This is a genomic window from Kitasatospora sp. NPDC087315 (assembly GCF_044744345.1).
Classification (GTDB): domain Bacteria; phylum Actinomycetota; class Actinomycetes; order Streptomycetales; family Streptomycetaceae; genus Kitasatospora.
Window position 1 is genome coordinate 51,969 of record NZ_JBIUYD010000010.1, and the last position, 25,817, is coordinate 77,785.

At 67.0% G+C, this 25,817-nt stretch carries 19 protein-coding genes and 1 pseudogene; 8 read left to right on the forward strand and 12 right to left on the reverse strand.

What is annotated here, in order from left to right; genetic code table 11:
• Positions 1–250 precede the first annotated feature (250 nt).
• The 4 genes from ACIO5D_RS16010 to ACIO5D_RS16025 are packed head-to-tail and all read right to left on the reverse strand — an operon-like array spanning position 251 to position 7,437.
• Positions 251–2,212: a N,N-dimethylformamidase beta subunit family domain-containing protein gene (locus ACIO5D_RS16010; protein ID WP_400795606.1), complete on the reverse strand. Its 1,962-nt coding sequence runs from the start codon at positions 2,210–2,212 to the stop codon at positions 251–253.
• Entirely contained in the window at positions 2,212–3,999 is a 1,788-nt protein-coding gene (locus tag ACIO5D_RS16015; protein WP_400795608.1) for an ABC transporter ATP-binding protein, read from the reverse strand. Before ACIO5D_RS16015 ends, ACIO5D_RS16010 begins: the two co-directional genes overlap by 1 nt.
• Entirely contained in the window at positions 3,996–5,849 is a 1,854-nt protein-coding gene (locus ACIO5D_RS16020; protein WP_400795611.1) for an ABC transporter ATP-binding protein, read from the reverse strand. The genes ACIO5D_RS16015 and ACIO5D_RS16020 overlap by 4 nt, the downstream gene beginning before the upstream one ends.
• A gap of 4 nt (positions 5,850–5,853) precedes the next feature.
• Complete coding sequence (locus ACIO5D_RS16025; protein ID WP_400795614.1) at positions 5,854–7,437, reverse strand: nucleotidyltransferase family protein; 1,584 nt, start codon at positions 7,435–7,437, stop codon at positions 5,854–5,856.
• 628 nt (positions 7,438–8,065) lie between these two features.
• Here ACIO5D_RS16025 and ACIO5D_RS16030 point away from each other — a divergent pair.
• From ACIO5D_RS16030 to ACIO5D_RS16045, 4 genes are all read left to right on the forward strand, one after another.
• Positions 8,066–8,950: a dTMP kinase gene (locus ACIO5D_RS16030; protein ID WP_400795617.1), complete on the forward strand. Its 885-nt coding sequence runs from the start codon at positions 8,066–8,068 to the stop codon at positions 8,948–8,950.
• 95 nt (positions 8,951–9,045) lie between these two features.
• Positions 9,046–10,314 (forward strand): phosphotransferase, encoded by a 1,269-nt coding sequence (locus ACIO5D_RS16035; protein ID WP_400795619.1) that lies wholly within the window; start codon positions 9,046–9,048, stop codon positions 10,312–10,314.
• 121 nt (positions 10,315–10,435) lie between these two features.
• Positions 10,436–11,269 (forward strand): hypothetical protein, encoded by an 834-nt coding sequence (locus ACIO5D_RS16040; protein WP_400795622.1) that lies wholly within the window; start codon positions 10,436–10,438, stop codon positions 11,267–11,269.
• A gap of 58 nt (positions 11,270–11,327) precedes the next feature.
• The gene (locus tag ACIO5D_RS16045) at positions 11,328–12,188 is read left to right on the forward strand and encodes an NAD(P)-dependent oxidoreductase (RefSeq protein WP_400795624.1); all 861 of its coding nucleotides are present in this window, start codon (positions 11,328–11,330) and stop codon (positions 12,186–12,188) included.
• A gap of 147 nt (positions 12,189–12,335) precedes the next feature.
• Here ACIO5D_RS16045 and ACIO5D_RS16050 read toward each other — a convergent pair whose 3' ends face one another.
• From ACIO5D_RS16050 to ACIO5D_RS16075, 6 genes are all read right to left on the reverse strand, one after another.
• Positions 12,336–13,226, reverse strand: a complete 891-nt coding sequence (locus tag ACIO5D_RS16050) for a class I SAM-dependent methyltransferase (protein ID WP_400795626.1) — start codon at positions 13,224–13,226, stop codon at positions 12,336–12,338.
• A 20-nt stretch (positions 13,227–13,246) separates the two neighbouring features.
• The gene (locus ACIO5D_RS16055) at positions 13,247–13,405 is read right to left on the reverse strand and encodes a hypothetical protein (protein WP_400795629.1); all 159 of its coding nucleotides are present in this window, start codon (positions 13,403–13,405) and stop codon (positions 13,247–13,249) included.
• Positions 13,406–13,445: 40 nt separating this feature from the next.
• Positions 13,446–15,284 carry a carbamoyltransferase gene (locus ACIO5D_RS16060; RefSeq protein WP_400795632.1) on the reverse strand — a complete coding sequence of 613 codons (1,839 nt, stop codon included), beginning with the start codon at positions 15,282–15,284 and terminating at the stop codon, positions 13,446–13,448.
• Positions 15,277–17,484 (reverse strand): iron-containing redox enzyme family protein, encoded by a 2,208-nt coding sequence (locus ACIO5D_RS16065; protein WP_400795635.1) that lies wholly within the window; start codon positions 17,482–17,484, stop codon positions 15,277–15,279. The genes ACIO5D_RS16060 and ACIO5D_RS16065 overlap by 8 nt, the downstream gene beginning before the upstream one ends.
• 197 nt (positions 17,485–17,681) lie before the next feature.
• On the reverse strand, positions 17,682–18,722 hold the full coding sequence (locus tag ACIO5D_RS16070) for an Inducer of phenazine A (protein WP_400795637.1): 1,041 nt from the start codon (positions 18,720–18,722) through the stop codon (positions 17,682–17,684).
• Between the two features lie 22 nt (positions 18,723–18,744).
• Positions 18,745–19,737, reverse strand: coding sequence for a phytanoyl-CoA dioxygenase family protein (locus tag ACIO5D_RS16075; RefSeq protein ID WP_400795640.1), 993 nt, complete (start codon positions 19,735–19,737; stop codon positions 18,745–18,747).
• Between the two features lie 1,075 nt (positions 19,738–20,812).
• Between ACIO5D_RS16075 and ACIO5D_RS16080 the strand changes: the two genes are divergently transcribed.
• On the forward strand, positions 20,813–20,986 hold the full coding sequence (locus tag ACIO5D_RS16080; protein WP_400795643.1) for a hypothetical protein: 174 nt from the start codon (positions 20,813–20,815) through the stop codon (positions 20,984–20,986).
• Between the two features lie 86 nt (positions 20,987–21,072).
• On the opposite strand, the gene ACIO5D_RS16085 is transcribed toward ACIO5D_RS16080, so the two are convergent.
• Positions 21,073–21,246 (reverse strand): hypothetical protein, encoded by a 174-nt coding sequence (locus ACIO5D_RS16085; RefSeq protein ID WP_400795646.1) that lies wholly within the window; start codon positions 21,244–21,246, stop codon positions 21,073–21,075.
• Between the two features lie 562 nt (positions 21,247–21,808).
• Between ACIO5D_RS16085 and ACIO5D_RS16090 the strand changes: the two genes are divergently transcribed.
• From ACIO5D_RS16090 to ACIO5D_RS16100, 3 genes and pseudogenes are all read left to right on the forward strand, one after another.
• Positions 21,809–22,162: a transposase gene (locus tag ACIO5D_RS16090; protein WP_400795649.1), complete on the forward strand. Its 354-nt coding sequence runs from the start codon at positions 21,809–21,811 to the stop codon at positions 22,160–22,162.
• A gap of 525 nt (positions 22,163–22,687) precedes the next feature.
• The gene (locus ACIO5D_RS16095) at positions 22,688–24,514 is read left to right on the forward strand and encodes a reverse transcriptase domain-containing protein (protein ID WP_400795652.1); all 1,827 of its coding nucleotides are present in this window, start codon (positions 22,688–22,690) and stop codon (positions 24,512–24,514) included.
• Positions 24,515–24,633: 119 nt separating this feature from the next.
• Positions 24,634–25,218: pseudogene (locus ACIO5D_RS16100) on the forward strand (IS5 family transposase); the annotation flags it as partial.
• On the opposite strand, the gene ACIO5D_RS16105 reads toward ACIO5D_RS16100, so the two are convergent.
• Entirely contained in the window at positions 25,193–25,687 is a 495-nt protein-coding gene (locus ACIO5D_RS16105) for a hypothetical protein (protein WP_400795654.1), read from the reverse strand. The pseudogene ACIO5D_RS16100 and the gene ACIO5D_RS16105 overlap by 26 nt on opposite strands.
• Between the last annotated feature and the right edge of the window lie 130 nt (positions 25,688–25,817).

Here is a 25,817-nt window from a genome sequence, read left to right on the forward strand (position 1 = left end):
GGGCCTCTCTCTGTTGCTCGGTAGGACTTCGACAATCCCCGAACTGTGCAGGAGGCCCTGCTTCTATGCGTCCACCGGCCCGTAATCACCCGATCGAGACTCGCGTTCGATCGACAAGCGCCCCGATCGGTACGACAACGGCTACTCACGCTCGTCCACACCCTGCACCACCTCGAGGCCGACGACGGACGCAGTTGCCTTCGAGTCCCCCGTCAAGTTCTCCGACGCAGTCCACCTCCGTACTGCGGATTCAGACGGCTGCCGGCCCCGGCAGCGTGATCAGGCGCCGGAGCAACCCTGACCGAGCGGCGGGGTCAACCCCGAGAAGCATGCCTGAATATGCGGCAAGCGCCATGCAGCCGCCAGCAAGGCCGTGCTCTTGCCAAGGGAGGGGCTCAAGGGCAGGAAGTCGGCTGAGAATCCGGCCGTCGACGGTGAGTGCAAACAGGCGTCCGATGCTGGCAGAGAGCGATGCGAGCCGGGGAGCTGGACCGACCAGCCGCCAGCCCTTGGCCAACTCGGCAGAGGCTGGCAGGTCCCTGAAGGGGAGGTAGCTTAGGTCACCCTGGCAGCTAACAAAGAGCCCTTCATGACAGGCCGCGAGGGTGTCGGCGCCGGCTGGCGCCCGGCCGACCAACAACCATTGGCGTGGCTCGGTCGTCGCGTCGCGGTAACGGATCGAACCGTCGGCACCCAATGCATATAGGCCCTGGGCCTGGCCGCCCATGGCCTCCCGAGGAGCAGTGATGGCGAGTGCCTCGAACGCTTCGCCGCCCTGGCTAATTACGCTCCAGGGAATGTTTTGGCACGAGATCTCCCTCGAGTGCAGGATGCCCGCGCCGTCCAGGCCGAATAGGCGGTCACCGGTCCCTACCAGGCAGCGCAAGGCAGGAGTGGGTCCGAGAGCCTCCCAACGGGCTGGCTCCGGCGGCGCCGTGAACCGTTCGAGGACATTGCGGGTGATCCGTTCCACGACCGGATCGTCCAACGCTCGGCCCCAGTTGATGGTTCCGGCGTTGAAGACGCTGCCGCGCCCGAGGGTGAACACCCCCATGGTGGCTGCGCCGCCTTGGCCGAAGTCCCGCCAATGTCGCAAGTCGGCGGTTGCCAGGACGGTGAAGCTGGCCGGGGTGCCGTCCCGTCCGGTCACCCTGGGCACTCCGTCGATCCAGGTCAGGTCGGCTGCGTCGGTCTCGTAGCCGAGGGCGCCGCGGGCGAAGGAGTCACCATCGCGAAGACCAGTGTCGGCGAGCGCCCAATGATCGCCGAACGCCACGCGGTAGCTGTCGTCGAGCATGAGGTCGAAGTCGGTCCAGCATCCCGCGCCCTGGCGGAAGCTCAGCCCGGTGAGGGTGTTCTCGGGGCGCCCAACCAGGGCACTCGACCACTCAGTGGTCGCCCGCCTCGGATCCGTCGCGGCCACAGGATCCAGGGCGGCGTCACGATAGCAGACCATGGTGCGTCCCTCGTCCTCAAGACGCATCTGCCACCAGCAGGTGTTGCCCGAAAAGATTGCCAGGTTGCCACCCGCGGCGACGAATCCCTCGACGGTGTCCCGCATCACCCACGTCCAGTACTCGTCATGGCCGTTGCAGACGAGCAGCCGGTAGTGGTCGAGGAGCCCCGGAACAAGGTGCAAGTCGAGGTTCGAACAGTAGTCGACGGTCTGCCCGGTCCGGTGCAGCCAGCGCATCAGCCCCTCCTCCCAGCGCTCAGGAGCAGGGCCGCCGCCGGGCCTATCGAAGCTCACCCGGTGGGCCCGATCGTGCTGTTCGGTCCCGTACAGTCCGTAGCCTGGGTCACCGACCCGGTTGTAGGCCTGCCAAGTGGCGAACGGCAGTGAGACTAGGATCGCCTGGTGCCCGCCGGGCCTGGCCGCCCGCACCGCGAACCACACCTCGCCCCCGTCGGGCTCGAACTCTGCCCGGTACAGCCCGCTGGGCCAACTGCGCGGTACCTTGAGTGTCCAGTGTTCTCTGGCCGCAGATAGCTGGTAGGCGTGCGTGAAGCCGGTGATCACGTTCGCGATCCGGACGCTGCGCTCGGGCGGCGCTCCGGCCGGTCCGTCCAGGAACCGGAACTCCAGGTCGCCCCCTTGGACGCAGGAGGTGGCGCGGGCGTAAGCGGCGTATCTGCCGCCCCAGCCCTCGGCGACGGTCTCCTCGATTGCGCTCATCTGCGCTCCCAGGTCGGTCTCGTTCAGGTAGGCCACTACGTGTAGACCTTGGACTGCAGGGCGAAGAGCTCCGCGTAGCGCCCGCCGAGGGCCAGCAGCTCGTGGTGGCTGCCCGTCTCGCAGACCCGCCCTTCCTCCAGCAGCACTATGGTGTCGGCCATCCGGACGGTGGAGAGCCGGTGGGTAACGAACACCGTGATGCCGCCGACGGTGGCGGACATGTGAGCGGCGGCGTGCTGGTAGGCGTCACAGAGCAGTGCCTCGGCCTGTGGGTCCAACGCGCTGGCCGGTTCGTCCAGGCACATCAGCAGGGCTTCTGGACGCATCAAGGTACGGGCGAGGCCGATCCGCTGCCACTGGCCGCCGGACAGCTCGGTGCCGGGGCCGTACTCCTTGCCCAGCAGGGAGTCCAGGCGCTCGGGCAGGGAGGCCACCGTGTCGGCGGCACCGGCAAGTTCGACGGCGCGGTGGACCGCCTCGGCGGAGTCGATGCGGTCGAGCTGGCCGATGCCGATGCTCTGCTGCGCGGTGAGGTTGACCCGGGCGAAATCCTGGAAGAGGTTGGCGGTGCGAGCGTGCCATGATTGCGCACCGACCTCGGCCAGGGGTCTTCCGTCCAGCAGGATGCTTCCACTGGTCGGCTGGTAGAGGCCGTTTAAGAGCTTGATCAGGGTGGACTTGCCGGCTCCGTTCTCGCCAACCAGGGCGATCGAGCGACCTGCGGGCAGGGTCAGGTCCATGTCCCGCAGCACCGGTTCGCGGCCTCCGGGATAGGCGAAAGAGACCTCGCGCAGTGTGATTCCGCCGGTCAGGGCGGACGGCGCCAGCACCGTCGCGACGCGCTCCTGCGGCGGGCCAGCCAGCAGGCCAGTGACCCGCTCAAACCTGGCGATGCCCAGCGCGGCCGCATAGACCTTGCTCAACAGATCCAGGCCAGTGGAGACCTGGCCGCTGACCTGGCCGGCCAGGGTAACCACCAGGACCACGTCGCCAACGCTGGCCTGGCCCTGCTGGGCCTGCCGGAAGACAAGCAACAGGGACCCGGCGTAAGCGAGCGCAAAGCAGAGCTGGCCCGCCGAGCGGAGCACCGCCTGCCGGCGGTAGGCCGCAGCCTGGATTGCGGAGACCTGCCGGTGCAGACCTTGGTGCTTGGCGAGAAGGAAGCCCTGGGCGCCGGCGATCCGGATCTCCTTCTGCGCGGCGGCCGAGGCCGCGAGGCCTCGCAAATGCCGGATCGCGCCGGTCGCCGGCGCGCTCTGCTGGCGGCCCGTATCCACCGCGCGCTCGGCGCGTTTGCCCGTGAGTACCGGAATCACAGCGGCCAGCGGAAGCGCCAGCAGGGCGGGCTGCAGCTCGGCCAACAGGACGGCGGTGAGAAGGAGCTGGGCCGCCAGGCAGACCAGGCTGAGCGAGGCATGCACGGTGTCCCGCATCCGGACAACATCCTGGCGTAGCAGGTCCAGGTCGTCGGCGAGTTCGGGGCGATCGAACGCGGCCAGTCCTGCGGCCCCGTTGACGCGAGCCAGCAGGCGTCGGTTTAGCGCGAGTTCGATCAGCTCACCCAGCTCGAAGTATGACAGGTGCGCGAAGTGCCCTAGCATCAACTCGCAGATGAGGGCCATCGCGGCAACGGTGGCCCAGCCGCCGGCCGCGCCGCCGTGCCCGTCGAGCGCAGCATTGGTGAGCCCCTTGAGCATCAGCGGGACTACCGGGGCGGCCAGGTAGCCAGCCAGCAGCAGGGACCCGCCGACAATCAGCCGACGCCGGTCGGTCTGCCAGGAAAGGACGGCGAGGAAGCGCAGGAGCCGCAGCAACAGTTTCATCGCTTCACCGGCCCGTCCTGGGCGGTGAACCGCTTCGCCTGCACCGTGAACAGTTCGGCGTAGGTGCCGCCTTGGGCGAGGAGCTCCTGGTGCGAGCCACGCTCGCTGATGCGGCCAGCATCCAGGACTAGGATCTGTTCGCAGCGGCGCACGGTCGAGAAGCGGTGGGATATCACCAAGCTGGTCACACCCTTGGTCAGGTCGAGGAAGGTCTCGAAGAACTCAGCCTCGCCACGCGCGTCCAGTTGGGCGGTGGGCTCGTCCAGGATCAGGAACGAGGCGCCATGTCGGACCGCGAACAGCGAACGGGCCAGGGCGAGCCGCTGCCACTGCCCCCCAGACAGGTCGGTACCTCCCGGGTGGCGGCGGGAGAGCGGGGTGTCCAGGCCAGCCGGAAGCGCGGCGGCCAGGTTCCCCAGTCCGACCCGGCCCAGTGACTCCCTAATGCCGTCAAGGTCGTCAAGGTGCTCGATCGAGCCGAGGGCCACGTTCTCGCGCAGCGTCAGGTCGTAGCGCACGAAGTCCTGGAAAGTGACGGCCAGTCGGCGCTGCCAGTCCGCCGCGTGCAGCGACCCGAGGTCAACGCCGTTGTAGCGCAGCGTGCCGGAGGTCGGCTGGTACAGGCCGGTGAGCAGCTTGACCAGGGTCGTCTTGCCGGCGCCGTTGAGGCCAACCACGGCGGTCGAGGAGCCTTCGGCCAGCACCAGGTCGACTCCGTCCAGGACGGGACCGGCACCGCCCTCGTACTGGAAGCAAAGCGAGCGCAGTTCGAGGGCGCCAGACGGCGGACAGGGAACGGCGGGCCGTGCGGCCTCGGCCAGGGAGTGCGCGCTGAGGCCTTCGAACTCGAGGATTGCCGCAAGAGCCTGGCGTCCGTACTGGAGCTTGGTGTCAGACTCGGGAAAGTAGCTGCCGAAGCGCAGGCAGATCACCCCAGCCTGCAGGGCGATCGCGAGCCGGGCGGTTCCCGTGCCGCCCCCGTCGGCGCTCTGGGCGACAGCTGCCAGGACCGCGCCGCCTACCAGCAGCCCAAGCGCGGAGTAGCGCAGGAAGGGCGGACCGTAGACTGCCCGGCGACCGCGCCAGAGCGGGTCGAGGTAGCCCTGCACCTCCTGCTGGTAGCGGCTGTCCAGCCAGTCCGACAGGCCGAGAGTGCACACCTCTTTGGCCGCGCCTGTGCTGGTGGCGAGCTCTCTGAGGTAGGCCATTCTCCGTCGTTCCGGCGCGAGTCGCCGAAACAGCCGGCCGTAGGTGTGGAAAGCCCCGGTCTGGCCCCGGCGGGTGATCAGGGCGACGACGAGGGCACCGAGCGCGGCCCACCAGGTGCAGGCAAAGCCGACCAGGGCAACCGAGCCAGCCAGTCTGGCGTAGCGCGCGATCAGCGCGAGCGCGCCCTCCGCGGCGGCCCCCGGGGTCAGACCCAGCGAGTCGAAGGCCAGGTTGGCCTCGCTGAGCTGATCCGTGGCCCGTTCGTCCTCGACCACTTCGGCTCGGGCATCGACAAAGGAGGAGCGCAGCATCCGGGCGACGCACGCGCCGTCCACCCGCTGGGCCACCGCCTGCGACAGGGACACCTGGAACGGCGCGAGCGCCTGCTGGCCCACGAACGCGGCGAGCGCCACGGTGAGCCAACCGCTCAGGCCGCTGCCGTCGCCGAGCAGGCCGTCGCGCACGGCCTGCAGCGCAAAGCCGACGCATAGCGCGAAAACAATGGGCAACAGGCCGACAAGGGCGTGGAGCGCCGCGGTGCCGGCCACCAGCGGGGCGCCGGCCTGGCGCAGCAGGGCCAGCAGTTGCCGGGTGGCCAGCAGTTGGTCGACGTTGCGGTCGGACAGGCGCGAGCGCGTCATGGTCTCAGCCCCCGACGGTGATCAGCAGCGGAAGGATCGCTCCCGCCCGCACCGGGCCCCACTCGCGCCGCTGTCGACGCACGCCAGCGAGGAGGGTGACCTCACCGCCAGCCTCCTGAGCGGCGCCGGTCCCGGCCAGGGGAACCCGGAAGCGGAAGAGGTCCTGCCCGTCCACGCGCGCGGCAGCCGCCGTGACGGGAACCGACCCGGGACCCACGTTGGAGTAGTCCGCCTCGTCAAGGAGGTCTCCCGCCGCCCAGTAGAAGTACTCGTAGCGGTGGTCGCCGAAGTTGAGCGAGACTCCGGTCATCTCCTGCTCGGTTCCAGCGGGTACGGCGAGCTCGATCAGCAGGGCTTCATCGGTGTGTTCGAAGCTGCCGCGGACCTCGAAGTCGTTGCCGGCGCGGCGGACGACGGCCCGGCTCAGCGCGCCGTCCTCGCCGAGCCGAGTGGAGAACGGGGTCGGCCGGTCGGTCAGCATCAGTTCAGCGGCGCCGATCGAGCAGAGCACATCCCTCATGCCCAGATCCCGAAAGACCAGCTGCTCAGGATCCCACGGGAGGTCGACCGCGAAGCCGACCAGGCCGTCCCACCAGAGGTCGACCGGGAAGGACTCCCGGACCGGAGCCAGTCGTTGGAGCTCGGGATACCCGGCGAACGGGTCCCGCTGCAGCAGCGCGACGGCAAGCGTGCGGGTGTAGGAGAAGACTTCACCGGCCCGATAACGCTCGATCAGCGCGGCCATCAGATCCGGGTCGAACTCGGGCAGCGCGCAGAGGTCGACCACTGTAGCCAGTTCGGCGAGGCGGATTGTCGCGGCGGGTGTCGGATAGACACACAAAAGCGCCTCGACGTGCAGGTGTGAGGAGTGGATCAGTGCGGCCACCTCGGCTCGCAGCAGGTTCACCGAGGAAGGAATCGGACCGCGGCGTACGGGAGCGATCCACTCGGTGAGCTCGTCCGGCATGATCTGCTGAACCAGGAAGCCCTCGGTGTGCTCCCAGTGCCCCGGATGGTCAGCCGGCCGGGGTGCAGGCCGGGCGCCTAGGCGGGTCACCGGGAAATAGGAGTGGATGTCGACTTCACCGCGCCCAGCGGACTCCAAGGTAGCGAACGCCGCAAGGTGGCTCCCTCCGTCGAACCGCCGGTAGCCGCGCTTCAAGGCCAGCCCCAGCAACCGGGCCGGTTCGAGGGCGATGACGTCAGCGTCCGCGCAGCGCCGTAGGAAGGCGGGGTCACCGCCGAGACCGTAGAGGGTTACGCCCTTGAGGACCATCAGGCGGTCCTCGGGGCTGTTGTCCCGGAGCTGCTCGGTGAGCTCGATGACCATGTCTACCTGGCGGGCAGTCTGCTCCTCGATCTCTCGCCGCCGGACCGTGAGTCGCTCACGAAGGGCATCGACCGCCGGTCCCGCTGCCGGGTCGGCCTGCAGCCTTGCCCAAAGGCGTACTTCGAGCCGGTGCGCGGTCAGGGCCTCGAACAGGGCCCTGGGGTCGAGCCGCTCGAAGTCGGGAGCCTCGCCCGGCCTTCCGGCTGCCCATAGAAGGGCCTCTCGAATCGCCGGAACAGCAGGGTCCTTCGGTCGCATTGTTTCTCCTCGGGCTCTTCGAGAACCGGTCTGGCGGCTCGGGGCGAGGCAGTGGCGAGAATAAATCATCTATGGCATTGGCGCGCGCCGAAACATTCGCGTTCGCAACACTCTGAGGATTGCCCCGCCGGGCGTCAAGCCTTCGGCGTTCCGGGGCCGGAAATTCATCGCCGGTCAATACCTGCAATAGGGGGAGATATCGGACTTCATGACCCTGCTGGAATGTTGCTGAGCCAACAGGCAGAACGTGGCCGAAGGTTGCGTTCGCACTGGCCAGCGAGGGCTCCACTTCGATGACTCAGCGTCAGAAGCCTTCTTGACGGCACCCCTTGGATCGGCTACCGTTCCGGAGGGGAGTTAGGAAAGTTTTCTATCGGTCCGGTCGTGACAGTCAGTTCGACAGCCACCCGACGCAGCATGCGTCGCTCCGGGCACGCAACGGAGCGCAATTCTCCTGGCATTGCCCACAGGTTCGGCAGCCCGCTGTCTTGTCCGGATGCACATCCCCGACCAGACAAGGAGTTACCTTGAGATCCTTGGGCAGCGGCGGGACAAGACAGTGCGTACCAGAAATACTATTTAACGCGCAGACGCGGCGCTCAACTGGAATGAGTTCATTTCCATGGTTATGAGGGACGCGACCGGCACCGGCCGCGGCAGGTACGTGGGGATCCTGGGATTGGACGGATCCGGTAAGACCACCGTCGCCCATGGCTTGACCGAGCGCCTGGAGAACCAGGGGCACGAGTCCGAGTTCGTGCGGTGGCGGGATATCGCCGCCAGGCTCGATCGTGTCGAGTTTCCGCACCTCACCTTGCGTCAACTCCTGGTGGAGACCTGGCGAACGCGCTACGGCGGCGCGACCGACGAATCCTCGCTCCGGGTGCAGCACGGCCCGCCCCTGTACGAGGACTTCACGCTCGCCAGGCTCGAACAGGCGGGCTCCGCATATCCGGTCGACGTCCACCGGTCCGGCGTGATGGCGTCCGCGCTGCTCGAATTCGTTGCAGACATGCTGATTCAGGCAGAGTTCTTCAACGCGAGCGTGGCCCGCGGCCGGGTAGTTGTCACGGACAGCTACGGCTACAAGAACATCATGAAGGTGCTGCGGGTAGCCAACGCGATTCCCAGCGACGACATCTCCAAGGATCTCATCGCCAGGGTGTCCACCTTCATCTCCGACGCCTATTCCAGCCACTTCATGCAGCCCGACATCGGCGTCTTCCTGAGGGTGACGCCAGAGGAATGCTACAAGCGCGTCACCGCGCAGCGCGGCGGCGTCGGTCCAGTCGAGGACATGGGCTTCGCCGGCCGCGCGGGCCGGTCGTCCTTCCTCGAACTTCAGGGCGCGCTGCTGGTGGAGTACGAGCAGATGGCAGCCAAGTGGGGCTGGCACGTCCTCGACGTGGACGAAGCCTCCCCTGCGGAAGTCCTCGATGCCGTCAACGACATCGTGGTCGCCGAGCTGCGGGAGGCACGTCGCACAGACGGGCCCTGCATCGGAGGCGTGTAGGCCTCGCGAACCTGATTCACCGGGGCCGCACGAGTCAGCGAGAAGAAGGCGCAACCACTGTCCATGGGTACCAGCCGCAGAGGGCGAATACACCGATGACCATCCTTGACGTGCGCTCCCGAGACGTTCTGGAGCAGGTCCCCAAGGGCGTGTGCGACGAACTGGGGCTGCGGCAGGCGCACGAGCTCACCGGCGGCGGCACGCCCGCGCAGGTGTACCGCTGCGAAGACGCGGATGGAAACGTGGTCGTCGTCAAACTCCTGCGTGCCGGTGCCGGTGCCGGTGCCGGGACGGTGGACGGCCATGACCTGGGCTCTTTCCTCCGTAAGCCCGCACAGATCGCCCGAATCCACCGGGAGCTGCCAGGTCTCTCGCCGCACTACGTACCGCTCGTCGGGCAATGGCAGGGGCGCGACTGGGGGGCCTATGCCATGCCCTGGATCGACGGTGTCTCCCCTGTCACACTCCTGCACGGCGGGGAAGGCGGCGGGCAGCAGTTCCTGGCGGCACTGCAGTCCGTGTTCGGGGTCCTCGGGACGCACGGCTACGCGGCGAGCGCGATGCCCGCACCCCCCGGCCACGGCATCAGCACCCATCTGGACCGCCTGACCCGCCGCCTTCCCTTGTTGACCAGGCACTTGGGCCGGCTGGTTGACGAGGTGGACCTGCGGGTGAACGGGCGGGCGGTGCCGTCCGCCCGCGAGCTGCTCCGCCGGACTGCGGCCCGGGCGGACGTGCTCGCCGCGATCGAGCCGACCCAGCTGTACTACCCGGTGCACGGGGACCTGAACCTGGGCAATCTGATGCTGGGCACCGACGGCGGCCCCGGCCGCGATCTTGGCCCCCGATTCACCGTGGTGGACCCACGCGGCATCGACGAGCACTGGGATCCCGTGTACGACGCCGCCAAGGCACTGTTCAGTCTGACGCTGTTCGACGCCGCGATGGCCGGCGGATTCGAGATCGGCCGCGACGCCCGCGGCTACCAAGTCCGGTTGCGCTGCCCAGTGCAGGCCTACAACACCGCCGCCGCGCAAGTGCCCGCCACCCTGATGACCGTCGAGTTCTTCCGTCATCTCGGTCACACCGACCCGCTGTGGCTCCGAAGGCTGTTGTACGCCCACGCCTTCCACGTCTTGGCCGAGGCGGCCTGCCGGCTCTCGGACCAGACGGTCCGCACGTTCCCTGGGGCGTCCGGGTGGGCTGCCCGCCGCGAACTCGCCCTGGGGCTCTACCTCAGCGGACTCCTGCTACTCGACGACCTGCTGTCGGGGCCCTCCGATCCCGAGAGCGATCCCGCAGCGCACCTGGCCTGCCTGACCACCGTCGACGGGTCGGCCGCTGCCTCCTCATCCCCGAGCTGACCGCCCCGCTCGGTACCACTGCCACTTTGATGTCCTGGCCCCGACACCGGCAAGGTTCGTAGACAACGCACCGACCGATGCTGCTCGACGCGAGTTCGAGCACGACGATAGGAGGTTTTCCGTGGAACGGACTGTCAAGCGCCTGGAAAAGCGGCGCCTCGCAGACTTCTTCAGCAAGGACGAGGGGGGCGGCCCGGACGTACTCTTCGCGGACCCGGCCGCCGTGGCCGCAGCGGTCGCCGCCGGGGCCGACCAGGAACTCTATTCCGCAGCGCGTGATGTCCTCCCCTCACGGGTGGTGCCCGCCCCGGAGAAGCAGGACGGGCCGACATCGGCCGGCGCCACCCTATGGTCCGCCGATCTCGTCATCTACCAGGACGGCACGCTGCCCGGCGGCGAGCCATTCCGCTCGACCGGACACTGGAACCCCGCCGACCAACTCGAGATCTTCCAGGTACTCAGCGGCCGTGTGCTGATGCTGAGCAGCATCCTCGACAAGCCCGACGGCCAGTCGTCCGTGTTCTTCCAAGAATGCCGAGCCGGAGACCTCGCCGTGGTCCCGTTCGGCGCCTGGCACCTGACCTACGTGCTCGACGGCCCGGCAATGGTGTTCAACACGTACTCCGGTCCGATCGGCTCCCGCGACGACGCGACGGCCAGCGGTACCGCCCATACCCCGGCGACGAAATACCGCTCGCAGCGCGGCCCGGCCGAGATCACGGTCACCCGCTCCGATACAGGGTTTTCCATCGACCTATCGGCGAAATGGCGTCAGGCGTGCGGTGACCCGGTGCGTGTGTCGTGCCCGGCGTGGCTCCAACAGCACATACCGCTAAGCGGGCTTCTCACCGACCTGCACGTGTCTGCAACGGACGCCGATCTCGAAGCCTTGCTCCTCTCGGCGCGTACGTCGTCCGGTGTGGACCTGACAGAAGCCGCAGAGCGGTGGTCGTGAGTCTGGCCTGGTGGCCGCAGCGACACCCGACTCCCCCAGACTACTGTGGGGAGGCCGCATGACCGCCGTGGCCATCTGCGGCCTCGGCCTGATGGGGATGCCGGTCGCGACCCGGCTGGCGAACACGGGGTACCGGGTCAGCGTATGGGATCGCACGCCTGCCAGAGCCGCCGCCTTCGCGGGCACCGGGGTGACCGTCGCTACCTCGCCTGCGGCGGCCGCGGCCGGCGCCCGGGCGGCACTCGTGCTAGTGAGCGACTTCGAGGCCGTGCGTGCGGTGATCAGCGGGCCAGAGGGTGTCGCGGTCGGCCAGCCCCAGGTCATCGTGCAGATGTCGACGATCGCGCCGCACGAGACACTTGCCCTGGCCGAAGGGCTACCGCCGACCGCACGACTGCTCGACGCACCAGTGACAGGCAGCGTCCCTCAGGCGGCGGCCGGCCAGCTCCGCATCCTGACCGGTGGCGACGACGCGACCCATATCGCCGCCGAGCCGGTCCTGGAGACGCTGGGAACGGTCGTGCGCTGCGGCCCGCTGGGCGCGGCGTCAGCGCTCAAGTGTGTCCTAAACACCTGTGTCGCGCCCATGGTCGCCCTGCTGGCCGAAGGACTTGCACTGGCGGACAAGCTGGACCTCGACCAAGACCTGCTGCTCGACGAACTCGAGCGCACCAGGGTCGGCCCGCTGGTCACCCGCAAGCGGGCGATGATCGAGCGCGGTGAGTTTCCCGCAGACTCGCGGCTGAAGCTCTTTGCCAAAGACATGAAGGTCGCGGAGGCGACGGCTGCCGCCTGTGGGGTACAGCTGCGGCTGGCGCGCCAAGCGCGGCTGCTGGCGGACGAGGCCGTGGCTGCGGGGTTGGGCAATCTGGACTACTCCGTGCTGACGACCCACCTGCGAAACCGGGTGACACTGTGAGCCGGCCGCAGGGCTGAAGGGCCCCAGACGGAACGGACGGGGCGGGAAGGTCCTCCCAAGCGATCACAGGGCGCCGAGCCCCCGATCATCGCGCGGGAGGGTCCTGCCTGCCTGAGGGTCCTGCCCGCCGCTCGGCGGGCAGGACCCTCAGGCCCGCTGCCCTTTCCGGCTCCGGGGCGGACCGCCTGAGCCCTCCTCGCTAACGTCCACGCGCACCGCCGTCACGGCGACGGTGCTGTAGGGCATGGTGAAGCTGCCGCCCATCCTGTCGATGGCACCCGCGACGGCTTCCAGCACCCGCGCCAGTTGGTCCGATGAGAGCTTGGCAAGGGCAGTCTGCGTCGGGACCAGAGCAAGCCATTCGTCCCGCGAGTACGTCCGCTCCCAGTCGAACCGCCACTGCTCGGGCTCGCCGAACGCTCCCGTCCGGCGGATGCCGTCCGCGAACGCGTCGAACATTGGCTGGTAGAGATCCATGGCTGCGCATCGGCGGCCGTCGGAGCCATACTCGGAGACGGGCGCGATCCGCCCGTATGCCTCGGCGGAGCGGGTGGTCCAAGCCGGCAACGTCGTCCCGCCGGCAGCTTCTGCCAGCTCGGGCGGTGTGTGGGACGAATGGTGGAACGGTGCGAGCACACCACCCAGCCTTAGCACCTGCGCGGCCTTGGCCGCTCCGGCCAGCGGATCCACCCAATGCCAGGCCGTCCCGGCGACGACCGCGTCGAACCGCCGTCCCGCTGCCGCCCAGTCTTCGAACGTCGCGACCTCGACCTCGACGCCGGTACTGCGGGCGTACTCCGCCATCTCCGCGTCGGGGTCAACGCCGAGCACGGTGCACCCGGCCGCCTGGAACTGCCGTGCTTCGATGCCGGTGCCGCAGCCGACGTTCACCACCTCGTGCCCCGGCATGGCGGCAACGATGCAGGAGACCATAGCGTCCGGATAGGCGGGCCTCGACCGGTCGTAGAGGGCGGCGCCGCCGCCGAAATACGCGGAGGTCTTTCCCTCCCCTGGGAGGTCGGAAACGGGTTTGGTCATGGTTAGGATCCTCCTGATGGTCAGTGCCGGGGCGGGAAGGCGCGGTCACGCGGCGCGACGGTAGACTCGATCCAGTAGGTTTCCGCCCGCCGCTTGCGACGTCGCGAGAGCGGATCATGAAGGATCCGGCTCGCCAGCCCGAGGGGCATGGCTATCAGGAAGTAGACGACGAATAGCATCTCTCAGAACCTCCGCGGCGGATGCGGTCGGCAGGACGGGCTAGTCAAGGGGGATGTCCGCACGCCAGTCACCCTCCTCGGACCACGGCGGTTGCTCACTCTTGTGCAACAGGAAGCCGCCCATCGCGAGCATGTCGATGTCCGTGCGCATGAAGCAGGTGTAGGCGTCGTGCGGTGAGTTCACGATCGGCTCGCCACGGACGTTGAAAGACGTATTGACCAGCATCGGGCAGCCGGTGCGCGCCTTGAAAGAGGTCAGCAACCCGTGGTAAGCGGGGTTACTCTCCGGGGTGACCGTCTGCACGCGCGCGGAGCAGTCGACGTGGGTAACGGCGGGGATCGTGGAGCGCCGCACACGCAGAAGATCAATGCCTGTCGTGCCGGTCTCGGTCACCGGGAGCCGCTGAGCCGCCGCCACCGGCGCCACAACCAGCATGTACGGGCTTTCCTGACGAAGGTCGAAATAGTCCTTGGCATCCGTGGCCAGCACGGATGGCGCGAACGGGCGAAACGACTCGCGGAACTTGATCTTGAGGTTCATCGCGGACTGCATTACGGGGTCACGCGGATCCCCCAAGATGGAGCGGGCGCCCAAGGCCCGGGGCCCGAACTCCATGCGGCCCTGGAACCAGCCGACGATCTTGCCCTCGGCCAATGCCCCCGCGACGTCCTCAGCCAGGCCAGCAGCGTCTCGCTGATGGTGCGGAATGCCGTGGCTCCGAAGATACTCGGCGATCTGCGCGTCGTCGAAAGCGGGGCCCAGCAGCGAGCCGGACATCGCGTCCCGTCCGCTGCCGACGTGGGCGCGCACCGCTCCCCGCTCCATCGCCACCGCCATCGCCGCCCCCAAGGCCCCGCCGGCGTCGCCTGCGGCAGGCTGGATCCACGCCTCGTCGAAGATGCCGCTGTTGATGATCTCCCCGTTGGCGACGCAGTTCAGCGCAACTCCGCCAGCCAGGCAGAGCGTGGATTCGCCGGTGCGCTCTCGTGCAGTACGCGCCAGGCGGAGCATCACCTCCTCGGTGACACTCTGGACGGACGCGGCCAGATCGAACTCGCGCTGGGTGAGCGGCCCCTCCGGCATGCGCCGCGGGCCCCCGAAGAGCTTCTCGAACGCCCGGCCGGTCATCACCCGCCCGCGCAGGTACGCGAAGTACCGCATGTCCAGGTGGAACGACCCGTCCTGCTTGATGTCGATCAGCCGCTCCCTCATCAGGTCCGCGTACCGGGGCTCACCGTACGGGGCCAGGCCCATCAGCTTGTACTCACCGGAATCGACCTTGAAACCGCAGAAATAGGTCAGTGCGGAGTACAGCAGCCCCAGCGAGTGCGGAAACCGGATCTCGGCCAGCGGCGTGAGGCCGGTGCCCTGGCCGTGCCACAGGCTTGTAGTCGCCCACTCGCCCACGCCGTCCACACACAGCACGGCGGCCGACCGGTACGGGCTGGGAAAGAACGCCGAGGCCGCGTGGGACTCGTGGTGCCTCCTTGCAGCGATGCCCGGAGCCTTCCCCCGGCCCAGAGAGTCCAGTTCACGCCGGAGGACCTGGAGCGTCCGAAGCTTGCCATCAGAGCGCAACCAATCCGGCAGCGTTTCGCGGAACGAGCCGAGAGCAGAGGGCGCGGCGCCGATCAGTGTGGCCAGCACCCTGCGGAACTTCACCCGCGGGTCCTCGTAGTAGGCGACCGCAGAGATGTCACCGAAGGACACCCCCAGCTCGTCGAGGCAGTAGCGGATCGCATGGGCCGGGAGCGAGGGATCGTGCCGCTTCCGGCTGAAGCGCTCCTCCTGCGCTGCCGCAACGGGGACCCCATCGCGGACGAGCGCGGCTGCGCTGTCGTGGTAGAAAGCCGAGATCCCGAGAATTAGGTCAGACATCGGTGCGCTCCTCCGTCTGCGGCGTGACCGCTGCGGCACTTCGCCACTGGCTTCCCGCGAGCAGGCCGCGACGGGCAGCCCGACGGGCCAGGAACCCACCGGGCGGGTTGAGCGAGCGGTAGCCGGCCCGCAACCGCTCCCAGGCCTCCGCCCGGCTGCCCGGCCCGGGAGGGTCCGGCAGGCCTGCCATGAAGGCGTCGACGGCGTCGGCCGCCCACGCGGAATGCCCTGTGGCGACGTTGTCGATGGTGTTGTGGATGTCCACGAAGCGGGTACTGAAGCCGTACGCCCGCAGTGCCATTCCAGCTCTGCGGTAGGTGCCGCCCACACCGGACAACTCCATGGCGAGGTTGAGGCCGAGCACTTCGGGCAGGAAGGTGCGCGGGAAGCGCCCAATGCACAGCCAGTAGACGGGAAGTTCGAACGACGCGTCTCGGAAGCCCGGCCAGCGCGCGAACTCCGGTGACGCCGTGGGCGGCAGGTCGATGCCCATCTCCTTGAGGACCTGACGGTAAATCAGGGGATGGTTAAGCGCGGCTTCACCATTGCCGAGTTCGTCCCAGTAGGTCGCGAAGAGCGAGTGGCCGATGTCGGACGACGCCAGTTCGTAGTCGGTGAAGCCCTGCAGCCAGCTTCCGTCGATCAGGGTGAGCGGAGCCGTCTGCACGGCGTCGGCCACCACGGCCTCACGCGACGGCAGCGGGGCGTTCGCACTCTCCTCGAACTGCGCTCCGTGCCGGTCGTGCTGCGCCAGTAACCAGGGCCGCAGGCCGTCGGTGGTCCACCGCGTGGGGAGCGGCACCGACCAAGAGTCCATGCGGTGCCGGGCGCGGGCCAGCCACCCCCGGACGTATCGCAGGCACCAGTCGTCGAGCCCCGGACCACCAGTGCGCACCATGAGTGTGTGGTACGCCTCGCGCAGGTCGCACGGGGCACCGCCGGACGGGGCATCAGCCGCCAGCAGGGTCGAAAGCTCCGCCGAGCGCTGCGGGGCGGACGGCCCCGCTGCGGGAGCCGGCGTGCCCGCGCTGGCACCGGGCCCGGCTGCGTTCCCGGGGGCAGGCCCGGCGAGGGCGTCGATCCACCGGCTGATGACGAGGAGATCGTCCGGCGAGAAGACCCGGAACATAGGGCCACGCTCACCGACTAACTCCTTGACCAGAGGGCTGGCACCGGAGCGTCCGGGCTTAACTAGCCTGCTGCGCGCCAGCACGGCGAGGAACGGCTTCGGGTCGGCCCGGCAGTCCTTCAACCACTCCGACAGCGGCCGCCCTTCGAGGAGGACCTGATGGTGGTAGACCGAGCCTTCCCTGGCGCGCAGCCGCATCAGCTCGACCATCTCGAACCCGGGATCGAGCGACGCGCACAGCTCGTCGTGCAACGCCCCGACGTGGCTGCTCAGCACGGCCAGCGTCCAGCCGAAGCCGACGTGTACCCGGGCCGCCGACTCCGGACCAGCCTGCACCAGGGAGTTTGCGATGTCGCGGCACCGCCCGATCGGCGAGGGACCGCGATCCTCTGAGCCCGAGTAGTCGATCGCCTCCCAATCCGCCCGCAGCTCCGCCCTGACCAGGGCGAGCGGCGGCGGGAACCCCACGGCACGCAGGCACAGGTCCGCTCCGATGAGCTCCTCACGGAAGTCGTCCGGCCGCCGGCTCATCAGGAGCAGGAGGGCTGGCAGACGGAACGCCGCGTCCGCGATCCGCCGATCACCAGCGACGCGAGCGTACGGCACAGCGTTCTCCGAGGCCCGCAGCAGCCGTAGCAGGCCGAGGTAGGCGTTGCTCCTGGCAGCACCAGGATGGCCGACGCCAACGTCGGAGGCGTAAAGCGCGAGCATCTGCAGGGACAGCGGCGAGTCTGCGATCCCGGGGGCGGTCAGCCACTGAAGCCAGGCCCCGGCCGCGAGGCCGAGCGGGGCCCAGCCGAGAGCGGCCCTGCGGACGAGGAGCCGAGAGGTGCCGCTGTCCGCGAGGCTCCCCACCGCCCGGAACCGCTCCGCCTCGGCGGACGACCACTCGGCCGCCGTTCGGACCAGGCTGTCGAGCGGTCGGCCGATGTCGGTGGCGGCCTGATGCAGTTCCGCGCGGACCACATCGATCAACTCGCCACTCGGGATCCGCGCTTCTGGATCGGCAGCGCGGGCGTAGAGCTGCCGAAAGGCGGAGCCGGCGCCGCTGCTAGTAATGTCGTCGTGCATGGGCGCTCCCTGATCATGGACTCAGCACACCTGTCGAGAGGAGTCGCGCGCGGTCAGAACATCGGATAGATCGATGCGTCCTCCTTCCGCCGTGCGCGCTTCCGGCGCCTGAGGACCCTGTCGATGATCTTGCGTAAGAAAGCCATGCCGTCTCTCATTCAGGTGGGCGCGCGCTGCGCAGTCGTGAAAGCTGCGGGCTAGGAGAGTTCGAGTGCTTCGGCCGTGATCCTGGCGACGATGTCGTGGCCCGCGTCGTTGTAGTGCACCCGGTCGACGAAGAGCCAGTCATCCTTCGTGGTCGCCTCGGCGACGACGGGGTTCAGGTCGAAGAACCGGACTCCCTGCTCCTCACAGCCGATTCGCAGAGTTGCCGCGAATGCCTGCGAGACCGCCGCCGTAGCGACATCCCCGTAGAGCTCCTCCCAGACGCCGCGCTTGTAGATCCGGTCCCGCTCCTCAAAGAGGACCGCTTCCTCCGGCGTCGAGGTCTGGCGCATCCACCGCGACATCGGCTGGAGCACGTAAGAGATGCGGGTCTCGGGCCCGGCCATGCGCCGCCACACGTCGAGCTGGCGGAGCGTCGTCTCCGCAGCGCAGGCGATCACCGTGTCGATGTCACGGCACACGTCCTCGAACGTCGCGATCGCGGCGGTGCTGGCGGCCGGCTTTGCCCAACGGCTGAAGCGCTTCGCCGGCCTGCGGTCCTGCTCTCGCAGCTCCGCCATCTTCGCGAAGTAGTCTCCGCAGAAGAAGAAGGCGCCGTGCTCGCCCTGCTGCCACTCAGGCAGGCGGGCGAGAATCATCGCGTTGACCCCCGAGAAGATGACGATCTCGCTGACGTCCCCCAGCAAGTGCCGGTACAGCGTAAAGAGCAGGGCCTCCTGTGTGGGGTTGAAGCAGTGGCCAGCGAAGTTAAGCCATGGCGCGGCCGGAGCGTAGCGGCGCCACAGCAGGGATGCCAGCGTGTTGGCGTCGCTGGTGGCGCCCACCCCCAGGGCGGTCGAGCCACCCGTGATAATACGAACCGGCCCTGGTGGGACGTGCCCTGCAGCGGAGGCCCCAATCCCGTCCGGCCCCGTGCTGATCCTGAAGCCAGCCCCGTCGGTGTTGACCGTCCGCGACGAGAAATCGGTCCGCCCGAAATACATGAGGTGGGGCATATAGCGCCGCTCACCGGCATCGTTGAATTTGTCGTAGTCCCGCATCTGCGGGGTCAGCTCGTATCGTTTGAGTTGCACGGAAACTCGTTTCCCCTCCCGCTCATCTCGGTGCCGGTGTCGGGCTTCCATTGCAGACCGTCCAACGCTCACGAGTCGGCCAGGAAGCGGGTCCAAAAGCCGCCGCGCCGTGCCGTTCGAGCAGGGAAGCCGGCACCAGAGAGGTGTAGTCGCCGCCGTCACTCATCACGACTTCGTTGTCGGTCGGTTTGTAGTAGTCCATCGGGTGCGATTCTTCCCCGAAATCACCGAGCATTCGGCGCAGGCGTGGCGAGAGACCGTCGAGCACCTCGCGAGGCTGTGCGTGGTAGTCGTGCGGCCGGTGCCACAAGTGCCCGAATCGCAGAATGAAACTCTTGCGCGGCGCGCGGACGTTGCAGTCGACGGCATGCCACAGCGAGTACGGAAACAGCAGCACGTCGCCTGGCTTCGCGCGCACGGTCACCGCCCCGGGGACGCCTCCCGCGCGCTGCTGCCTGTTCATCTCTTCGATGTCGCTGGGTGTGGGCGCGGGCCAGGTGTGACTTCCCGGGATCAACAGGAAATTTCCAGAACGGGGTTCGGAAACTTCCGTGAGGAAGATCTGCGCCTTGGCCTGCAGACTGCGCCGGGTATGGTCAATCTTCACGGCGTGCATTGCGGGACCGCCATCGATGTGCCAGGGCTCGTGGGGCGCCGAGTCGATGTCGCGATAGAAGACCTCCGAGCCCAGCACATGCAACCCATGGCCGAGCAACGAGACCATCGGTCCGATGAGTCTCGGGTGATCGAGAAAGTACGCTATCTCGCGTTGCTGGGCCACAGCATTCCGCACCCGCACCAAGTCTTTCCGGCTACCCTCATTGAAGTAGCTGGCGTGGTAGGGAACGGAATCCTCTCCAGTGGCCAGTGAACGAACCGCACGGTCTACGATCTCCAGCCCGAGATCAATTTCCGCCTGGTTAAAAAGTCCGCGCAGATGAAGGTATCCCTGAGCTGCATATTGCGAGATCTCCTCATCACCCAGACTGTGCCAGTCACTAACTATCTCACCCATTCTGCACTCCGTTCAGCGTCCGCCTGTCCTGCCGACAAGCCGTTCTTCCGCCCGCCGCCTTGGGTCCTGCGGCCTGCCGCAAAGTGCATCAGAGGCCTTCTGATTGACCCGCACGGAAGTCAACACACCCCTCACCATCCACTGACCCGTTCCGGATCAGAGATTCAGACGGTATGACCACAACAAGGGGTCGAGCTATAAGGAGCAACCAATGCGACCGAAACTCGATGGGTCTAGACCTGTACCCCTCTACTGCAGATGGACAGGCCATCACGTCAGCCGCGATGAGCGGCCACCTCACCTTCCGGCCCCAGGTCGTGATCCAACCGTCGGCAGCAGCGCGAAAGCTGTTGGAGTCTCCATTGATCAGCCAGCGACTTGCCCAGTATGAAGAGCTGGTAGTTTTCGCAGGTAGCGGCACTAGAGACGCCCGGCGATCGCCGATACCCACCCAAGAGCAGGATGCGAGCGACCCAGCACCAAACCCACGCTCGAGATGCCCGCAACAGGCGGTGACTACCCACCCCAGAACCCAGATCAAGATCCACAGCAGGGGCGCCGAGCCGGCCGTACGCCTCGTCGCCGCCAGCCCCTGGGAACGCTCCGACCTTCCACGAGAGGTTACTTTCAAGTCAATTGCACACGGCAGACCCCCTTACCCGGCTCCACCCACTACAATAACCCAGCCAGGAACACAAAGACGGAAAATCTGAACATTCGAGCCAATCCACACCCACCCACCCACGAAGTAGCAAAAGCAACATAAAGCCGACTTTTCACACCATGGACATTTCACGATAATCGATCAAAGATGATGGGAGATTATAGAACTAAGGCGACATAAGGCCACTTCCTCCTAATGATTATTTCTCGTCCGGCGCGGCGACCTTCGCCAGTCATCTGTGCACATTCGGTTAGCCTGCGCGTTTCACCTGCGGCGGCGTCCGGATCGTGAGCGGGAACGCGAAAGTGCCTTCTGAACTGACCCTATGAGGGTCGGGCCCCCTTCCGTGCACAGCCCGACGATGCCTATCGTCCGGGTACGTACATACGTGCTCGGGAAGGAGGCCCGGCAATGTCTGTCTACGTCGGAATCGAAGTGCACCGCAAGCGGTCCCAGATCGCTGTGATCGACCAGGACGGCGAGGTGCAGGTCAACCGCAACGTCCCCAACGGCGTCGAGACCGTTCTCGGGGTGATCGCGCCCTTTCCTGTGTGGGTTCGCAGCGTCGGAGCGGTCTCACGCTGACCGGTCCCGTCCACCGATGCGGGCGAGGCGGCGGTAGCAGATCAGGGCTGCGGCGATGCCAGTGGGCCCGCAGATATCGACGATGGCTAACGTCCATCTTCAGCTACCTGATCAAGTGCATCTAGCAGCCCCTCTACCAGGTCCTGATGCACCCGTCGCTCGACACTTCGTGACGGGCTGGACAGCACGGTGCCCTTCGCATCGCCCAGCGCGGTCGGACCTGCACCGAGCAGTTCCCGCGTGACGACGATCGAGTCCATCACACCCACCCCCCGAGCACTCAGTAGCTCCTGCACAGCGTCCATACCTGCGGCACTCAGCAACGGTCTGCACTCGGCAATCAGCGGAGTGATCCTTGCGACCCGGTCCGGATCGAACCCCTGAAGCGACATCGGCCCCTCCCATCCATCTGATGGACCAAAGTACCCCGCTGAGGTCCTGCCTCAAGATCGAGAAATGGCACTCAAACGAGTCGCCACCCAGGACCGCTAGGCACACCGAAGCCGGTCCACCCCCGCGAACTCACCCCTCATGAATAGCCACCATTACCAACAAGGACCCGGGCAGGCCGAATCGACACACAGTTGAAAGACGCAACAGGCGGCCCTGGAACCAGCCGGCGCAGGGCTGCGCGATTCCTCGCTGGCGGATCGGCCGGTATCAAGCCCGCCAAGGGCAGTCAAGGCGGGTGTGTCAAGTTAAGTAGCCGTTGTCGTACCGATCAAGGCACTTGTCGGTCGAACGGAAGTCCCGATCGGGTGATCGTGGGGCGGTCGGCGCGTGAAGGTAGGGCCTCCTGCACAGCTCAAGGGTGTCGAGTCCATGAGCAGACAGCAGGAGGCCCTGGTGTTGCAGTCTGTCGCGCTGTCGGCGGTTTCGTCCAACTCCCGTGTGTCGTCGTGTGATTGCCTCGCTCATGTGTACGGCAACGCGGCCGATCGGCCTGACCGGAAGCGGGCCTACCCCTCGGACATGACGGACGCCGAGTGGGCGGCCGTGCGTGACCAGCTGCCCGTGCCCGCCTGGATGAGTGGCAAGGGCGGGCAGCCGGAGGGCTACTGCCACCGCCAGATGATCGACGCGATCCGCTACCTGGTCGCGGGCGGCATCACGTGGCGGGCGATGCCGGCCGACTTTCCTGCCTGGGACCGGGTCTACGCTTTCTGTGCGCCGTGAGGCGCTTCGCTGTATCCCCGACTCACTCGGGAGGAACTTGGAGGAATGTTTCTGGGTCGCCTGACTTACCTGGAGGCGAAAGCCGAAGGGGACAACAGCATGTCAGGAAAGCGGTGGCCGTCTGGAGGTGTTCAGGACGGAGTGCCGCAAGACTCGCGCGATATGGCCAAGGCTGGATTGCTTGAAGCCCAATCTCCAGTGGCACAAGTAGAAACTCACCGGAACGACACCTGAAACCGGTGCCCTCTCCTTGCCGGGGACTGAAGAACAGGTTCGGACGGCAACCTCCGAGGAGAGGGGCGTCGCCCAGTGAGGGCGGTCAAGGAGATGAGTGGGCGGCCTACGTCGTGCTCGATACGTACAGCGAAGTCGTACCACGGGATCGCCTAAGGGGCGCGAGCCCTATGGCGACGGAGTGCCCGTAGTAGTCGCCGGAGTTACGACCGGCCATGAAGTCCGGGAAAGCCGGAATGAGGGCGAAGGGGCACAGGTGAACTCGACGTCCAGTTAGGGGAGGTATGCGCAATGCAGAGCGCCGAAACAGTTCTGGACGTCATCCGGGAACGCGGCAGGCGAAGCCTGCCGTTGGAAAGAGTCTACCGGCAACTGTTCAATCCGCAGCTCTTTCTGATGGCCTATGGGCGCATCTACCGGAATTCCGGTGCGATGACTCCTGGGGTCACCGGGGAGACCGTGGACGGCATGTCACGGGCTAAGATTGACACGATCATCGGCACACTGCGGTCGGAGTCGTATCGATGGACGCCCGTCAAGCGGGTCTACATTGACAAGAAGGGCGGTACGAAAAAGAAGCGCCCGCTTGGCTTGCCGACGTGGTCGGACAAACTGGTCGCCGAGGTCGTACGTCTGTTATTGGAGGCGTACTACGACGTCCAATTCTCCGATCGCTCTCACGGGTTCCGCCCCAAGAGGGGCTGTCACACCGCGTTGCAGGACGTGGTGAAGTACTGGACCGGAACGCGCTGGTTCGTCGAGGGAGACATCTCCGACTGCTTCGGCAGCCTGGACCACGAGGTCATGCTCACGATCCTCGGGGAGAAGATCCACGATGGCCGGTTCCTGCGGCTGATCCGGGCCATGCTCAGGGTCGGATACTTGGAAGACTGGCGGTGGAACGCCACGCTGAGTGGGGCTCCCCAAGGCGGTGTGGCATCGCCCGTCCTCTCCAACATCTATCTTGACAGGCTCGATCAGTTCATTGAGCAGAAGCTCCTGCCGGAATACAACCGCGGCAGAAAACGACGGCATCATCCCGAGTACCATCGGCTCGAGAGTCGGATGAACCGGGCGAAGCGGCACGGAGATCGCGCCGCAGTACGGCAACTCCGGCTCCAAATGCGGAGCCTGCCGAGCAAAGACCCCTATGATCCAGGCTTTCGGCGCCTACGGTATGTCAGGTATGCCGACGACTGGCTGCTCGGTTTCGCTGGGCCCAAGCACGAAGCCGAGGAGATCAAGGCGCGGATCACAGCATTCCTTCTGGATGAACTCCGGCTGGAACTCTCCGAATCCAAGACCCTGGTCACGCACGCCACCAGCCAGGCGGCGCGCTTCCTCGGCTACGAAGTGAAAGCCCAGCGATGCGACACGAAGCTCACGGGACCACGACGCTCCGTCAACGGTGCCATCGGGCTTTTCGTGCCACGCGAGGTAATCCGGCGGCGTTGTGCCTCCTACATGAGCGGCGGAAAACCGAAACTCCGTGGTGTACTTCTCCACGACAGCGATTTCTCGATCGTGGCGACATACCAAGCCGAGTATCGGGGACTCGTGCAGTACTACCTTCTCGCGCAGAACGTCTCCCGCCTGAACCGCCTGCAATGGGCGATGGAGACATCCATGCTCAAAACACTGGCATCGAAGCACAGATCGACCGTCACGAAGATGGCTCGCAAGTACCAGGCGACCACCGATACTTCGGATGGCCCTCGAAAGTGCTTTGAAGTTATCGTTGAGCGCGGAGGCGAGAAGAAGGCGCTGGTTGCCCGCTTCGGCGGGATCCCGCTCAAGCGACAGCGCACAGCGGTAGTAGCCGACCGGGAACCGCTGAAACCCAACTACATCAGCACCACCGAGTTGGTAAAGCGGCTCCTCGCAGATTGCTGTGAGATGTGCGGATCAACGAGCCGGATTGAGGTCCATCACATTCGGAAACTCGCCGATGTCAAGCAGCAAGGCCGGGCCGAGCGCCCCGTATGGGTGAAGTTAATGGCAATGAGACGACGCAAGACCTTGGTCGTCTGTCGACCTTGCCACGAGAACATCCACGCGGGACGAGCGACCTCATCCATCCGGAAAAGATCACTGGAGAGCGGTGTGCTGGGAAACTAGCCCGCACCGTTCGGGAAGGGGCCGTCGGAAAAGGACCCGCGCCACGGGCACCTCGTCGGCGGCCTACTTCACTCCGACGCTGGCGCGACACCAAGCTGGTCGCCGAATTCCACGACCGGTTGCGCGGGAAGGTCCGCGCGAGCGAAGGCCGCGACGCCGAGCCGACTGCGGCGATCATCGACTCGCAGTCGGTGAAGGGCGCCGCCTCGGTGCCGGCCGCCTCACGGGGCTTCGACGGCGGAAAATTGATCAACGGGCGCAAGCGGCACGTCATCGTGGACACGCTCGGCCTGCTGCTGATGGTGCTGGTCACCCCGGCCGACACCACCGACCGCGACGCCGCCTGCGGCATGCTGCAACACCTCCGCGCCCGCTACCGCAAGCTCCGCCTGCTGTGGGCCGACGGCGGCTACACCGGCCGCCTCGTCGACTGGGCCCGCGAGATGCTCCAGCTCACCCTGGAGATCGTCAAACGCAACGACGACACGAGCGGCTTCGTGGTGCTCCCGAGACGGTGGGTGGTCGAGCGCACGCTGAGCTGGCTGATGCGCTCCCGGCGCCTGGCCCGGGACTACGAGACCCTGCCCGCCAGCAGCGAAGCCGTCGTCCTGTGGTCCATGACCATGCTCATGGGACGCCGCCTCGCCCGACACCCGGCCCGTTCCGCCGCCGGGCAGGTCACCCGGCCGCCCGTCGCGGCGTGAACACCCCGGGACGCTCCTCGACCAGCCAGCCCCGCTCCACCAGCCGCTTCGCCTTCGACCGCACCCCCTCGACCTTCGCCGGCACCCGCTCCAGACCCAGCCGAGAGGCCAACTCCCCGGCCCGCAGACCGGCTCCGCCCGCTTCGGCCTCCAACACGCTCACCAGCCGCTGGTAGTCCGGCGCGAGCGCCGCCGCGGTCAGGCCCTCCCGCCAGAGGGGCACCACCGACCCGGCCACCGGGACCTTCACCACCACCGGCACCGACACCGGCCGCACCGGCTCCTCGGCCTCCGGCTCCGGCGCGGCCAGGGCCTCGGCCAACTCCGCGATCGCGATCGTCCGTCGTTCCAACAAGACTTCGGCATCCGCCAGTTCGGCCATCACCCGCTCCACCTCCGCACGGAGCTCGTCGACCCGCACCCGCGCAGCCGCCTCGCGAGCCTCCAGCAAGCCCATGACCGACGCCACCGACCACCTCCGTGTCATCCCGGACGAACGCGACAGCCCGACTCTTCCTCGACACCACGAAGTTCACGCCTGACCAGCAGAAACCCAGCGACCACGTCCGGAAAGACAACGGCTTCTTACGGGCAACGCC

What these genes read in the sequence shown, in the direction of transcription:
- ACIO5D_RS16015 (WP_400795608.1), bottom strand. Translation starts at nt 3,999, where the DNA reads ATGAAACTGTTGCTGCGGCTCCTGCGCTTCCTCGCCGTCCTTTCCTGG.
- ACIO5D_RS16020 (WP_400795611.1), bottom strand. Translation starts at nt 5,849, where the DNA reads ATGACGCGCTCGCGCCTGTCCGACCGCAACGTCGACCAACTGCTGGCC.
- ACIO5D_RS16025 (WP_400795614.1), bottom strand. Translation starts at nt 7,437, where the DNA reads ATGCGACCGAAGGACCCTGCTGTTCCGGCGATTCGAGAGGCCCTTCTA.
- ACIO5D_RS16030 (WP_400795617.1), top strand. Translation starts at nt 8,066, where the DNA reads ATGAGGGACGCGACCGGCACCGGCCGCGGCAGGTACGTGGGGATCCTG.
- ACIO5D_RS16035 (WP_400795619.1), top strand. Translation starts at nt 9,046, where the DNA reads ATGACCATCCTTGACGTGCGCTCCCGAGACGTTCTGGAGCAGGTCCCC.
- ACIO5D_RS16045 (WP_400795624.1), top strand. Translation starts at nt 11,328, where the DNA reads ATGACCGCCGTGGCCATCTGCGGCCTCGGCCTGATGGGGATGCCGGTC.
- ACIO5D_RS16050 (WP_400795626.1), bottom strand. Translation starts at nt 13,226, where the DNA reads ATGACCAAACCCGTTTCCGACCTCCCAGGGGAGGGAAAGACCTCCGCG.
- ACIO5D_RS16055 (WP_400795629.1), bottom strand. Translation starts at nt 13,405, where the DNA reads ATGCTATTCGTCGTCTACTTCCTGATAGCCATGCCCCTCGGGCTGGCG.
- ACIO5D_RS16060 (WP_400795632.1), bottom strand. Translation starts at nt 15,284, where the DNA reads ATGTCTGACCTAATTCTCGGGATCTCGGCTTTCTACCACGACAGCGCA.
- ACIO5D_RS16065 (WP_400795635.1), bottom strand. Translation starts at nt 17,484, where the DNA reads ATGCACGACGACATTACTAGCAGCGGCGCCGGCTCCGCCTTTCGGCAG.
- ACIO5D_RS16075 (WP_400795640.1), bottom strand. Translation starts at nt 19,737, where the DNA reads ATGGGTGAGATAGTTAGTGACTGGCACAGTCTGGGTGATGAGGAGATC.
- ACIO5D_RS16080 (WP_400795643.1), top strand. Translation starts at nt 20,813, where the DNA reads ATGTCTGTCTACGTCGGAATCGAAGTGCACCGCAAGCGGTCCCAGATC.
- ACIO5D_RS16085 (WP_400795646.1), bottom strand. Translation starts at nt 21,246, where the DNA reads ATGGACTCGATCGTCGTCACGCGGGAACTGCTCGGTGCAGGTCCGACC.
- ACIO5D_RS16090 (WP_400795649.1), top strand. Translation starts at nt 21,809, where the DNA reads ATGAGCAGACAGCAGGAGGCCCTGGTGTTGCAGTCTGTCGCGCTGTCG.
- ACIO5D_RS16095 (WP_400795652.1), top strand. Translation starts at nt 22,688, where the DNA reads ATGCAGAGCGCCGAAACAGTTCTGGACGTCATCCGGGAACGCGGCAGG.